Annotated in this window: 10 protein-coding genes and 1 pseudogene; 3 read left to right on the top strand and 8 right to left on the bottom strand. The window is 48.0% G+C overall.

Annotated elements, in window-relative coordinates; all coding sequences use genetic code 11:
• Nucleotides 1-64: 64 nt before the first annotated feature.
• Nucleotides 65-1,141, bottom strand: coding sequence for a hypothetical protein (locus tag KDK14_RS03780; protein ID WP_257263686.1), 1,077 nt, complete (start codon nucleotides 1,139-1,141; stop codon nucleotides 65-67).
• A gap of 223 nt (nucleotides 1,142-1,364) precedes the next feature.
• Between KDK14_RS03780 and KDK14_RS03775 the strand changes: the two genes are divergently transcribed.
• A complete protein-coding gene (locus KDK14_RS03775) occupies nucleotides 1,365-2,825 on the top strand; it encodes a hypothetical protein (RefSeq protein ID WP_257263685.1) in 1,461 nt (486 codons plus the stop codon).
• A gap of 119 nt (nucleotides 2,826-2,944) precedes the next feature.
• Here KDK14_RS03775 and KDK14_RS03770 read toward each other — a convergent pair whose 3' ends face one another.
• Both KDK14_RS03770 and KDK14_RS03765 read right to left on the bottom strand, forming a co-directional pair.
• Nucleotides 2,945-3,346 (bottom strand): PPC domain-containing DNA-binding protein, encoded by a 402-nt coding sequence (locus tag KDK14_RS03770; protein ID WP_257263684.1) that lies wholly within the window; start codon nucleotides 3,344-3,346, stop codon nucleotides 2,945-2,947.
• A 4-nt stretch (nucleotides 3,347-3,350) separates the two neighbouring features.
• A pseudogene (locus KDK14_RS03765) lies at nucleotides 3,351-3,996 on the bottom strand (7-cyano-7-deazaguanine/7-aminomethyl-7-deazaguanine transporter).
• Between the two features lie 281 nt (nucleotides 3,997-4,277).
• Here KDK14_RS03765 and KDK14_RS03760 point away from each other — a divergent pair.
• Nucleotides 4,278-6,665 carry a penicillin acylase family protein gene (locus KDK14_RS03760; protein WP_257263683.1) on the top strand — a complete coding sequence of 796 codons (2,388 nt, stop codon included), beginning with the start codon at nucleotides 4,278-4,280 and terminating at the stop codon, nucleotides 6,663-6,665.
• Between the two features lie 45 nt (nucleotides 6,666-6,710).
• Here KDK14_RS03760 and ispG read toward each other — a convergent pair whose 3' ends face one another.
• Both ispG and KDK14_RS03750 read right to left on the bottom strand, forming a co-directional pair.
• A complete protein-coding gene (gene ispG, locus KDK14_RS03755) occupies nucleotides 6,711-7,949 on the bottom strand; it encodes a flavodoxin-dependent (E)-4-hydroxy-3-methylbut-2-enyl-diphosphate synthase (RefSeq protein ID WP_257263682.1) in 1,239 nt (412 codons plus the stop codon).
• Between the two features lie 88 nt (nucleotides 7,950-8,037).
• The gene (locus KDK14_RS03750) at nucleotides 8,038-10,023 is read right to left on the bottom strand and encodes a transglycosylase SLT domain-containing protein (RefSeq protein ID WP_257263681.1); all 1,986 of its coding nucleotides are present in this window, start codon (nucleotides 10,021-10,023) and stop codon (nucleotides 8,038-8,040) included.
• 304 nt (nucleotides 10,024-10,327) lie between these two features.
• On the opposite strand from KDK14_RS03750, the gene KDK14_RS03745 reads away from it, so the two are divergent.
• Nucleotides 10,328-10,642 (top strand): Rieske (2Fe-2S) protein, encoded by a 315-nt coding sequence (locus tag KDK14_RS03745; protein WP_257263680.1) that lies wholly within the window; start codon nucleotides 10,328-10,330, stop codon nucleotides 10,640-10,642.
• Nucleotides 10,643-10,849: 207 nt separating this feature from the next.
• Here the strand turns inward: KDK14_RS03745 and KDK14_RS03740 are convergent, their stop codons facing one another.
• From KDK14_RS03740 to KDK14_RS03730, 3 genes are all read right to left on the bottom strand, one after another.
• On the bottom strand, nucleotides 10,850-11,224 hold the full coding sequence (locus tag KDK14_RS03740; protein WP_257263679.1) for a hypothetical protein: 375 nt from the start codon (nucleotides 11,222-11,224) through the stop codon (nucleotides 10,850-10,852).
• 259 nt (nucleotides 11,225-11,483) lie between these two features.
• A complete protein-coding gene (locus KDK14_RS03735; protein WP_257263678.1) occupies nucleotides 11,484-11,837 on the bottom strand; it encodes a hypothetical protein in 354 nt (117 codons plus the stop codon).
• Between the two features lie 229 nt (nucleotides 11,838-12,066).
• The gene (locus KDK14_RS03730; RefSeq protein WP_257263677.1) at nucleotides 12,067-12,582 is read right to left on the bottom strand and encodes a hypothetical protein; all 516 of its coding nucleotides are present in this window, start codon (nucleotides 12,580-12,582) and stop codon (nucleotides 12,067-12,069) included.
• Nucleotides 12,583-12,941: the final 359 nt, after the last annotated feature.

Here is a 12,941-nt window from a genome sequence, read left to right as displayed (position 1 = left end):
CACCGCACGACTGCATGGATGCAGGAGCCAGAGCAACGCAGGAGCAGTTGCCGCGCAGGGCAGTCTATTCTCGGGCAGCCTCCTGGTTTAAACGGTTCAATTCTGCTTGCATTAAACCGCTCCATTCCTCGAGTACTTTATGTCTTTTTTCGTTGTCCTCAATACCGCGTCTTGTATAGCCTACCCACAAGGACTCCTGTATGTCCTCAATACTCATTGACTCTTTATCTTTTTCAAACCCTTCGAGTTTAAGTTTGTCCTCTGCCATTGACTTACTAATTTTCTGTTTTTCCTGGTCAAACAGACTCAGATAATTTTGGTAACTTTCTCTTATTGTTTTGATATGACCTTCACGATTTTGCCCTGAAGAGGTACGGGCGAGCAGGCTCTGGTAGAGCGGATCGGACGATGCCAACCCTTTTTCATCCAGTTTTTTTTGCAATGTTTCCAGCGCCGAAACTGGTAAACTTGCGACCATGTCTACCCTTTTCAAATATTCAGGTAAACCCTGCTTCATACGCTGAGAGTCCTCCATGTCTGAAGAGTGGCCCATCCGGGACTCTGGGGTACTCAGAACGTCCCGGACAACTTTGTCACAGGCAGGGGTATTGACTAAAAGTTTAATTTTTTGGCTGGTCAACCACTGATCAGCCTGCGCTCTGGAATCTTCATATCCGACAGGTAACTCTGCCAGCAAACGATCGATGTCACTGAGACGGTCAACAGAATTTTCAGCTTCTTTCGGTATTTTTTGTTCCAGATAACTTTCAAACAGTCTTTTACCCAGACTTGTTTTAAGCTCAAACTGGTTCAACTTCACACATTCAAGAAATTCTTCATCGGATGCTGGCGACTGCAGTAACAGCAAGGCCTGTCCCACAGTGATTTCTCTGTCCGTCAATGATTTATCAGAATATTCACAAATCAAATCAACCGCTTTCTGTTTCTGCTGGCCATGGATAGAGGCTGTTTCTTCGCCAGAGGTTAATTGTTTGACAGTTCGCGTCACCCAGCTGACTTTTGGCACATCGGATTTCAGCTGATGGCCACCACTTAACCTCACTGGATTATGGACACCCCCATTATTGGCAAGATGCTGCAGCGTCTGACGCACTTGTTCAAGGGAGGGTTTAGAAGGCATTGAAAATCCTCTGTCAATTCTGAAAAAGCCACTCAAAAAAATAACTTCGGCAATGCTGATGCCTTTTTTAGTTTCCATTCAAATACACCAATCCCCGGGCCACAATGGCATGATGTGCTGGCATGATGTGCTTAAAATTTACCAAAATTTCATCAACTCTTTTGCAAACTCTGGAAAGCTACCCTATTTTAAATTTGTCTTTTATAAATAGGGTAATATGGTCGTGAATCGCATTAACCTGTCTGATATCAGTTATATTAAATATAACCTTTATGCATTTATTTTTTTATTACCAGCATTTTGTCTGTTATTAATATCCCCATTGACACATGCCTTATATGATAATTTCGAGAATCCTGCCTTTGAAATGCTCAGAGGCAAGGTATTGTTTCAATCGACAACAGCTGATCGCCTGCCAGCAGGTGAACTGCTAAAATTAAGGCTTTCACAGCTTGATGAGCATTTGACAGCCCAATACAACAGCATAAAGAATCCCGCAATGACTGCTTTTTATGAGTCAGTATTCGGAGAAAGCAGCCATTATGGCATGAAAAGTCCTGAAGCCCTGGTAGATTTGATAGCCCATGAATCCAGTACCAACTCTGATACAAGCATTGGCCAGGTATCCAACATCTTTGAACAGCTACTGATTTATCTGGCTCCCTACATTAAACCTTCCCTTGAGGATTATTCAGAAATTGAGCTGACAAGTGGTATGTGCATCAAACAGCACTATGATCGAATATATGACCAGATGCAAAAAGATGAGATAGTGGCCACCATCAATTCGGATATGAACCCGCCGTTAGCCATTATCTCACCGGAGTCAGCAGCCTATCTTATGAAATCGCCTGCCGACGTATTCTTTACCAAGCAGTCACGTTCCAACAAGCTGCCTCTTGGTAAAGAAGGTTTCGAAGGGATTGCCAAACTGGCAATTGTTCTTATCGCAGATTATCTGAACGTTTATAAAAAACAGCTGGAAAGCATCCCATCGTCAGGTAACCAATGGCTCGAATACGAAAAGGTCTCTGCCAACCTTCACACCGTCTTGTCACATTACCGGACTTTTTTCAGAGACTTGATACCTTACTTGCCAGAAGATCTTGCTAACTCAGAACAAATCATGAAATTTTCAGCATTGCTGAAAGAGGATATTTTTGCCAAAAGAAGAGACGCATACCCTGACTTCGAAGCAGACTATCATTTTTACACATTATCTCTCGCTTACCTGGTAAAAATAGGTGATTTATTCAACGTTTCTCCCGCTGCTTTTTCTCATCTTACCCAACTCAGTTTCTCGCCGGATTCTTGCTACGGTTGTGATACCATTGGTGATTATTTTGCTCATCAACGATCATCACATACTAAAAATGAAGAAGATTTAAAAAATGCTATTCATAAAGCTTTCAATAATAAACGATTGCAAAATTTTGCGGCTCTCAGGATGATTTTTAACCGGATGCGAGCACAAACCAGTCAAGAAACGAATCAACTCAAATCTGAATGGACCGGAATTAGTGATGAGATTGATGGCATGCGACAAATTATGGTTGAAATGCTGAACAGGCTGGAGAACATGAAACCTGCAATAAAAAGTCTGAATACCAGACTGCAACGGGTTCATGAGAAATATGAGAATACGGAGCAGTGCCTTGATAATCTGGAAAGTAATCAGATATAGAAATAACCCATCCGATTACACTTTAACCTGAAGGGCTTTTATATCACTCCCACATTCAAATGTAGGAGTGATATAATTTATTGAAAACTTGCCATGGGTTTTATCTCTTTTCTCAGGTGTTAATGCTTGTCAATGACCAGTTCTGTGTAGCCTGTGCATGGATCGAAGGCTCTTGAGAACGCCAGTTGTAGATAACTGTGAATAACCACCTCCGCCGTGCTATCAACAATATTGCCTTCCAAAAGGTGTCCTCCAAAAACATGTCCTTTACCATCGGCTACAGCCATGTGGATATGCTGATGATCGGGTGTCAATGTTCCCATTATAGAGACAATTTCAAAAGGGCCGCCGACGGCTAATGTAGTTTCGGCACCGGCAAGACGAAGGTTTATTTTGGACAGGCTGCCAACACAAGAGACCAGGGAACCTGCAGAAATCCGGTACTTATTAACCAGTTCTTGTACAGCTATTTTCAGGTCAGCGCCTTGGGTAAGGCGGTTTGCTATTACGGAAATACTCATGGATTTATGCGACTTGTCGGGAATTCATTTGCATGGGTACATTCAATCTGTTCACCAGGAAGTTCAGCAACACACCATACATGGGCAGGAAGAACAGCATGCTGATGACCAGTTTATAGCCGTAGTCGACCAAGGCAATTTCCATCCAGTGTGCCGCCATGAATGGGTCTGATGAACCGGCAAAGGCCAGGCTAAAAAAACTCAGGGTATCCATCAGGTTGCCAGCAATGGTCGAACAGGCCGGTGCTACCCACCAAAGGGCATGTTGACGTAATCGATTGAAAACGGTGATATCCAGAATCTGGCCAATCAGGTACGCAGAAAAGCTGGCAACGGCAATTCTGGCAACAAAGGCATTCAAGCTGGCCAGTCCGGTTTCATCCACGAACAGGACGGACACGAGACAGGAGATCAGCAGGGCCGGGAACATGGCGGAAAATATGATTTTCCGGGCCAGCTCAGATCCGTAGATTCTTACAGTCAGATCTGTAGCCAGAAAAACAAACGGAAAGGTAAAATGCTCCCCACGTGGTATGCATACCAAAGAATTGAAACGGTATCTGTACCAGATAGTTACTGGCAGTGATGGTCGCGATATGAAATAGCGATAATAGCAGCAGAATGTTGAGTCGGCGATTGCTGATTTGCATTGCAAGTCCTTTTTTGTTGAGGTAAGGGAACTCCGGCGCGTTACCAATAATTCAAGTTAGAGCCATTAAAAATGAGCCGTATTCTATCGGGATTGACCACGTCGGACCAAGTCATAATTTTTGCCAGCGGATGAGGTTATTTTGATGCAGGCTGACGATTTGTCTGAAGCATCTGCATGGGATCGGCCTCTTTGACATTGGTGTTAAAGCAATTCCATGGGCAGCCTGAGAAAACTGTGCTATTTTCCCAGCCACATAATAACAACAATGGAGTAGCATCAATGTTGATCTGGTTAAGGAGAGGCTTTTTTCTCCTTGTCTCAATATCCTTGCTGACCATCCTTACAGCTTTTGTTCTTCTTCGCCAGAGTCTTCCCCTGCTCGAAGGTGAGGTGCAGGTTGCCTTTCTTAATGCCTCGGTTACGATTGAGCGAGATGCTCAGGGCATTCCCCTGATATCCGGCAATAGTCGTACAGATATTGCCTTTGCTACCGGTTATCTCCATGCCCAGGATCGATTTTTTCAGATGGATTTGAATCGGCGCAACTCTGCAGGTGAACTGTCTGAACTGGTAGGCGAACTGGCGCTGGATCACGATAAACGACAGAGAAAACATCGTTTCCGCAAGGTTGCCCGGCAGGCGGTGGAGATTATGACCGCTGAGCATCGGGCCCTTCTGAATGCCTATACCGATGGAGTCAATCATGGCTTGCAAGACCTTGGACAGAAGCCTTTTGAATACCTGCTGCTGGGTGTGGAGCCTGAGCCCTGGAAAAATGAAGACGGTTATCTGTCGATTTTCAGCATGTACATGGATCTCAATGATGATGAAGTGAAACTGGATAACCTGAAAGGCTTCCTCAGCCGTGTAACCGCACCGGCTGTTATTGATTTTCTCTCGCCACTGAAAACCCGCTGGGATTCACCGATGCAGCCTGGTGAGTTGCCGGATGTACCGACCCCGGGGGCAGATCTTGTTGACCTGCGTAGCAAAGAGGCAGAGTTCTATGCCAATCTGGGTGGAACTACCCTGGAAGACAGCCTCATCGGCAGTAATAACTGGGCAGTATCCGGGGAGTTAACAGACCATGGTGGAGCCATCATTCAAGATGATATGCACTTGAGCCATCGTGTGCCCACAATCTGGTATCGGGCTTCCTTGAGTTATCCACACCCGGACGAACCACACGACAGGGTCAATATTACCGGAGTCACATTACCGGGTACGCCGTTTATTGTGGTTGGCAGCAATACTCACATCGCCTGGGGTTTTACCAATACTGCCGGTGACTGGGTTGATTTGGTGGAGCTGGATATCGATGCTGGCCAGTACATGACCAATGATGGTCCAACCCCCCTTGAACGTTGGACTGAAACCATCAATATCAAAGGTCAGGAACCGGTCGTCGTGGAATATTCAGGCACCCACTGGGGGCCGGTGGTTGGTTCAACCTACGACAATACGCAATACGCCCTGCGCTGGACTGCGCACCGTCCTGAGGCAACCAATGTTCATCTGGTGAGCCTGGAAGTTGCCCGTAATGTAGAACAGGCCATGGCCATTGCCAACCGCAGCGGAATTCCACCCCAGAACTTTACCGTGGGTGACCGTGAAGGCAATATCGCCTGGACCGTTGCCGGACAGATTCCAAACCGATCAGGTATTGATTCTACTTACCCACTGCCCTGGCAGCAGGCTGATGATAATTGGGATGGTTGGCTAGCTGATGTGCATTATCCACGGGTACATAATCCTGTGGGTCAACGAGTTTGGACTGCCAATGCCCGTATTGTCAGTGGCGCAGACTACGACAAGATAGGCAATGGGGGTTATGCCCTCGGACCCAGGCAGATACAGATTCGTGATGCGTTGATGGCGCTTGAGCGCGCTGATGAACAGGCTTTGCTGGAGATTGCCCTGGACCATCGCGCGCTCTATATGGATAACTGGCGGCGGCTGTTGCTGGATACCCTCACTGACGATGTGATGGCAGGCAACCTTTCCCGGCTGACGTTTTATCATTATGTACAGAATTGGTCTGGCAAGGCTGCGACTGACGATGTGGGTTACCGTTTGGTCCGTGAGTATAAAGATGCTCTTGAACTCAAAATCATGTCGTCACTGGGGCGTTATTTCTTGTCCCTTTCGCCAGAAGCCAGGGACGATGTAGAAGATGGCTTTATGCAGAAGTTGAATCACGAAAGCGAGATGATATGGCGTCTTCTGGATGAGCGTCCAATACATTGGCTGAGTCCTCAGTACAAAAATTGGGATGAGTTGCTGATCGAAACCGTGGATCAGGTGGTGAGTGATCTCGGTGGCGAAGATCAGTTGGCCACGGCCACCTGGGGGCAGAGAAACACGGCTGATATTCGTCACCCATTAAGTGGTGTCATACCTGTCTTTGGCAAACTGCTGGAGATGTCCGCTGTACCCCTCTTGGGGGATATCTGGATGCCCAGGGCGCAACGTGCGGATCAGGGTGTTTCACAACGGATGGTGGTTTCACCCGGGCGTGAAGATAAAGCTATATTCCATATGCCCGGTGGTCAGAGTGGTCACCCGCTCTCGCCTTTCTTTACTGCAGGCTATATGGATTGGGTGGAAGGCAAGGCCAGTCCGTTCCTGCCGGGTGATGCAAGGTATACCCTGATTCTGACGCCTTGAATCTTCCCGGGCTGTATGGGTCTTTCCAGTGAAGTGAAAGACCCATCAGCAGTGACTGGCGATCAGCTTTTCCCGGGGAGCATAGGTTTTCTGCACATACTCCTCGATCAGTTTTTTATAGTCTTCAGCGATATTCTCGCCTTTCAATGTGGTGAATTTTTCGCCGTCAATAAATACCGGAGCAGAGGGTGCCTCACCGGTACCGGGCAGGCTGATACCGATATTGGCATGCTTGCTTTCCCCCGGACCATTCACCACACAGCCCATCACGGCCACTTTCATGTTCTCCACACCGACATACTGGTGGCGCCAGTTCACCATCCTGCTGCGCAGGAAGCCATCCACTTCATCGGTCAGAACCCGGAAGAAGGTGCTGGTGGTACGGCCACAGCCAGGGCAGGCGGTCACTTCCGGAGCAAAGCTGCGAACGTCGAGGGCCTGAAGGATCTGCTGGGAGACAATCACCTCTTTATCGCGGGAGGCACCGGGTTCTGGTGTCAGGGAAGTCCGGATAGTGTTGCCAATACCGTGTTGCAGAAGAATGCCCATGGCGACACTGGATGCCACAATGCCCTTGCTGCCCATGCCGGCTTCGGTCAAGCCAAGGTGCAAGGCGTATTCACAGCGATCGGCCAGCATCTGATAGACGCTGACCAGATCCTGTACCCGGGAAACCTTGCAGGAGATAACGATTTTGTTCGCTCCAAGGCCACGTTTAACCGCCGCGTCGGCACTGGTCAGAGAGGACAGCACCAGGGCTTCATGGAGGATTTCCTGTGAAGATTTCGGGTTGTCGGATCGGGCATTCTCATCCATCAGCCGGGTAGAGAGTTCCTGGTCGAGGCTGCCCCAGTTAACGCCGATACGCACCGGTTTATCGTATTTGATGGCAACGTCAATCATGGCGTTGAAGCGGTCATCCTTCTTCTCGCCAAAGCCGACATTGCCAGGATTGATTCGGTACTTGTGCAGCAGTCTGGCGGTTTCATCGTATTTGGTCAGCAGGAGGTGGCCGTTGTAATGGAAGTCCCCGACGATAGGCACATTGCAGTTGTGTTTGGCCAGGCCCTCATAGATTGCCGGAATAGCGGCCGCTGCTTCTTCAGTATTCACCGTTACGCGAACGATTTCAGAGCCAGCATCCGCCAGCAGGCGGATCTGGTCGATGGTTTTCTGGACATCCGCAGTATCAGTGTCCGTCATTGACTGAACCACGATGGGAGCATCACCGCCAATGGTGACGTGTCCAACCTGAACAGCATGGGTTTTATGACGCCTGTCCATAAACGTTGTTCTCCAGGAAATAAAAATCAGAACTAATCAGTGTAACAGAACCTGCAGATTTTTCATGAGCGAAAACCGAAGGGCCCTGTCATGGTTGCCCCTGCTCTCTCTGGGCAATGATTGTTGCCCCCTGAAGATTGAGACTGAGCGAAGCCATCTCCTGAGATGAGAGCATGCGTGCAGGCTGGTTTTCCAGCAGGCTGTAGATCACGCGATAAGCCAGAACATTCTGGACGTATTTGCGGGTTTCATCATAGGGGATGGTCTCAATCCAGATATCCAGTGGCAAATGACCTCTTTGTTTTAACCAGCGTCTTACAGGGGTACTTCCGGCATTGTAGGCTGCTGTTGCCAGAATTCGACTGTTTTCAAAACGCCTGGACAACCAGGACAGATGGGTAGTTCCAAGAGCAATGTTCATTTCTGGTTGAAAGAGTTCTGACTTCCTTCGGTACGGTATGCCCGCCTGTTTGGCCGCCTGTTTTGCGGTTGCCGGCATCAGCTGCATTAACCCCATTGCGCCAGCGCTGGAACGCGCCATGGGGTGGAAGGCACTTTCCTGGCGAGCAATGGCCAGAACCCAGGGGTAATCCAACTCACGTTTTTCTGCCTGCTCACTGAAAATCTCGGCATCCGGTGTCGGGAAGCGAAGGTTAAGGTCGTCCCAGAGCGTCGCCCGGGCAGCGGCCATAATCGCCTGGTGGTGCCATTCCCATTGATGGGCCAGATAGGGGATTAACTGCTTCTGGGTTTTATCCAGGCTTGGCGTTATCCGGTTAAGCTCCATTTGGGCGTTATAAAGGCGGCCATGGTGAAGCCACTCACGAATGCGCCTGAAGCCCGGGTAATATTGCTTGAGCTTGCGCAGATCCTGCTGGCGAATGGCTTTGTGCTGGTGGTTAAGTTGAAAGGGTTGGCCTTTCAGGTCTGCCACCAAAAAAGCGTAAAAGTTCCGTTCCTGGCCAAGCGCTCTGAGCGTCGGCGTTTTCAGCAGTGAAGGGTTATCCGGAAAAGGCATCCCTACGACCCGGTAACTTGCCTCCTGAAACTTGAGCAGAGCGACTTCGCCCCAATAGCGCCACCGGCTGTCGCTGCGGATAGCCTCTGGCAGGCGTTCTATCAGTATCAGGACACTTTCCCAGTCCTGATCCACCAGGGCCAGTCTGATTCGCCACTCAGTGACCTTGGGGTACTGAAAGTCGGGATCAATACTGGCAATGATTGCTTCGGCGTTATCAACAAAGTTCTTGGCAGCTTTCATGGCAATTCTCTGGTCGATAACGGATCGCTGGCGGGCAGAAAACGGGTGGTTGTTGCGCATTTGCAACCAGGTACTGACAGCCAGGTCCAGGTCTTTGGCAATCAGTTTCTTGATGCCATGAATCATAATGATCCGCTGATGTTCCAGGTCACCATTAAACCGGGCGGTATGAAGCAGTTCGGGCTGTTTGTTCACCTCCCAGAACAGTTTTGTTGATACCTTGAAAGCAGTATCTTTAATTGACTTGTCCAGATAGCGGGCAAGGGACAGGTTGTTTTGCTCTGCGGCCATCCAGAAGCGGGCAAGAATCAGGCTTTGAGTGAGTTCCCCGGAGGCTGTCCAGCTTTCGAACAGTGGATCGCAGGCCTTGTGTTGTGATTTGCCTTTCAGCCAGAGGCCTTTTGCTTCCTGCCAGGCCTGCTCGGTCAGTCCCAGTTTTTGCAGGGCTACGCCTTTCAGGCACTGATAGCGGCCACCATCATCCTGCTGATAGGCCGCGAGATAGGCTGTCCAGCGTTCTTCACCGGCCAGGTACCGCAGCCATTTGTACTGGAGTTGGCTGGTTTGAGGTAAATCAGGGTATTGGTCGGCAAACTGGTCAATATCGCTCTGATTCATACGACTGAGATTGTCTGCCAGGTGGAGATACTCAAGGTAGGGAGCCAAGGGGTAATCACTGAGTTCCGATCGATAATTCTCATAAAGCTGATAATCACCGGTCTTCAGCGCTTTTTCAACATGCTTGAACAGCATCTGCTGCCGTTCTGACACGTTAGCCAGGCTGTCTTGCGGGAGCAACAGTGGTGTGGTCAATAAAAAAAGCAGTAAGCAATGAGATAACTTGTTCAACATAACAAAAGCTTTAATCTCGATGATCCCTGTTAGTGTGATAAAAACGCTGCCAATTAGCCGTGAGTCGTTCACTATAGAAAAGCAATAATGAAAGTCTGGTGAACGTCGAATGGCAACTCTTTATACATTATCTATATACATTATCTTTATACATTCCCTTCATACAATTGTTATATTTTGTTGGCTTATAACAGTCAATCGGCAGATTGATAACAGGGTAGAGTTTTCAGCAGCAAGAGATATTTTTTGATGTCATGGAGCAATAATGATTCGTTTGTGTTCTATCAATGAACTGCAGGATCCCGGTAGCAAAGGCTTTCGTAATGAACGTGGGCATATCTTTGCAGTGCGCAAGGGCGATCAGGTATACGTCTATCTAAACAGTTGCCCGCACTTTGGTATTAATCTCGAGTGGCAACCAGATCAGTTTCTGGATTCTGAAAAGCGGCTGATACAGTGCGCTAACCACGGCGCCCAGTTTCTCATTGAAACGGGAGAGTGTATTGCCGGGCCATGTCCGGGGGATATGCTGACTGCCCTGGAGTGCGAAGTCATTGAGCATGTTGTCTACGTGAAATAGCGTCTGCATTTTTACAGACTCTGCCCGTTACCCGCAAGAGCTTGCCCTTTTGCAGGTGGTATAAGCCCAAGACACCAGAATTGAAGCCGGGAGGCAATAGATTACTCTGGTGCAGAAGAGCACCAATACTTATCCGTTGGTTATCACGGAAGAGCCAGGCTGAACTAATTTCACCAAAAACGCGTGATGTCACTTGGCTCTGTCTGTTTAGTTCCTAATTGGAATTTGTCGACAAAAGTGCTGTTCCAATGTGCCGTCAGCCGAGTTTACGATTTCATAAGTACATGATGTTTCGTACAGCACATCTTCATTGGTGTCGGCCAAATTGGTGTCGGCCAAAGGTTGCAGGAAACTGTATGCAAAAACGCTTGCGTTTGTTGCCAGTGTCACCAATGTTTTGGCAGATACGTTTTCGCCTTCCTGGAAGCATTGCACCAGACCCAAGGTGGTTCCTACGGCACCAGCAATCGTCATTACAGCGCGGGCTCGCCACCTGGGCAGGTCACCTGCAGCTGTATTGGCAATGAAAGCAGACCTCAGACCAACCACTGCCAAACCTGTTGCCAGTTTGCCTATATTCATGATGATTTTTCTCATGTGGTTAATGTCACTCGATTGGACAATCGGGCATAGAGAAGGTTCCTTAGTTCAAGTGTTTTATGCCTTCAGGAGCTGTCCTGAATTACTTCGACATTTTCAGGAGGCTGTCCGGGAATAGATTACTCTGGTACAGAAAAGCACTACTAATGATTCACGTCGGAACCAAAGGATGAGTTTGTATAACAGAGCCAGGCTGAACGAATTTCACCAAAAATGCGTGATGTCACCCGGCCCTGTCTGTTTAAAACCTATTATGATGAATGGGTTGACATTTCCGCCCGACCAATGTGCCATCAGCCAAGAATTGAGGAATACATTTTATTTCGCCCGACATGGAATTGTTGTCGGTCAAAGGTTGCAGGTAACTGTATACAAGAACGCTAGCGTTTGTTGCCAGTGTCGCCAATGTTTTGGTGGATACGTTTGGGCCTTCATTGAGGCATTGCAGCAGGCCCAAGGTGGTTCCTACGGAACCAGCAATCGCCATTACAGCGCGGGCTTGCCACTTGGCCATGTTACCTGCATCTGTATTGACAGTGACAGCAGCCATCAGACCAGCCCCTGCCAAACCTGTTGCCATATTGCCTATATTCATGATGATTTCTCCAATGTGGTTAATGACACTCGATTTGACAATCGGGCATAGAGAAAGTTCGTTAGCCCAAGTGTTTTATGCCTTTAGGAGCTACCCTCAAATAACTTCGACATTTCTACAGACGCTACCCGCAGCCCGCTTACCGAAAAGCTGAAACCACTTGTGCTTTTGCGGGCAGCGACATTTTCCCGGACTGAATAAAATCATGAAGTTATTTCGGGACAATTCCTTAGTCGAAACCAATATACTTCACCCACAGTGTGTCATACATATCACCATCATATTTTTCTACTATCAGTTCCAGCACCTCAGCATCATCAAGATAGGGACTGCATTTCGGGCTTATCAGGTCACCATAAATGAATAACTCCCTCAGACACTCATTGGGCATACCAAAACGACCATTTTTTTTGGCAGTCTGGTCATTGGTAACTTCAGCCCAGGGTTGCAGGTAACTGTATGCAAGAATGCAAGCGTTCGTTGCCAGTGTCGCCAATGTTCTGGAGGATACGTTTCTGCCTTCGAGCAAGCACTGCACCAGACTCAAGCCGGTGCCTGCTGCACTGGCAAGAGCCATGACAGTTCGAGCTTGCCACTTGGCCAGGCAATCCACGCCAGTATTGAGCTTGACGGCAGCTGCCAGACCAACCCCAGCCATACCTGTTGCTATAGAACTGACATTCATGAAATCGCCCATTCTGTTAATGACACAGGATCGGACATTCATTCGCAGTAAAAGTTCCATGGTAATTGTCCCGAAATAACACCGACATTTTTTGCTTATGGAGCCCTCTGCACAGGCAAGAAGGGAAATAAATATTGAAATTATTCAGGGACAACTACTTAACCCAAATATTTTTTACAACATATTTTTACAACAACAGGGCTGCATGCCGAACAGCCTTTTTATAGTGCTGGAGGCTGTCCGGTAATAGACTGTCTTACGCGGCAACTGCTCCTGTTGGCTGGCTCCAGCATCCATGTGCGAGATTGGGTGCAGCTTATGAAATATCCAGGTTAGCGGGCCTGAATGGATTTTTTTTACACAATTAGGAGTCGTCTAAAAATAACTTTCCCATTTTAAACTCAGTGTTCCTGATGATT

This window comes from Endozoicomonas sp. ONNA2 (assembly GCF_024606365.1).
In the GTDB taxonomy this organism is placed as follows: domain Bacteria; phylum Pseudomonadota; class Gammaproteobacteria; order Pseudomonadales; family Endozoicomonadaceae; genus Endozoicomonas.
Note: the sequence above shows the minus strand (reverse complement) of the source record. Positions and strands in the feature narration are given on the sequence as shown.

What these genes read in the sequence shown, in the direction of transcription:
- KDK14_RS03780 (WP_257263686.1), bottom strand. Translation starts at nt 1,141, where the DNA reads ATGCCTTCTAAACCCTCCCTTGAACAAGTGCGTCAGACGCTGCAGCAT.
- KDK14_RS03770 (WP_257263684.1), bottom strand. Translation starts at nt 3,346, where the DNA reads ATGAGTATTTCCGTAATAGCAAACCGCCTTACCCAAGGCGCTGACCTG.
- KDK14_RS03760 (WP_257263683.1), top strand. Translation starts at nt 4,278, where the DNA reads ATGTTGATCTGGTTAAGGAGAGGCTTTTTTCTCCTTGTCTCAATATCC.
- ispG (WP_257263682.1), bottom strand. Translation starts at nt 7,949, where the DNA reads ATGGACAGGCGTCATAAAACCCATGCTGTTCAGGTTGGACACGTCACC.
- KDK14_RS03745 (WP_257263680.1), top strand. Translation starts at nt 10,328, where the DNA reads ATGATTCGTTTGTGTTCTATCAATGAACTGCAGGATCCCGGTAGCAAA.
- KDK14_RS03740 (WP_257263679.1), bottom strand. Translation starts at nt 11,224, where the DNA reads ATGAATATAGGCAAACTGGCAACAGGTTTGGCAGTGGTTGGTCTGAGG.
- KDK14_RS03735 (WP_257263678.1), bottom strand. Translation starts at nt 11,837, where the DNA reads ATGAATATAGGCAATATGGCAACAGGTTTGGCAGGGGCTGGTCTGATG.
- KDK14_RS03730 (WP_257263677.1), bottom strand. Translation starts at nt 12,582, where the DNA reads ATGGAACTTTTACTGCGAATGAATGTCCGATCCTGTGTCATTAACAGA.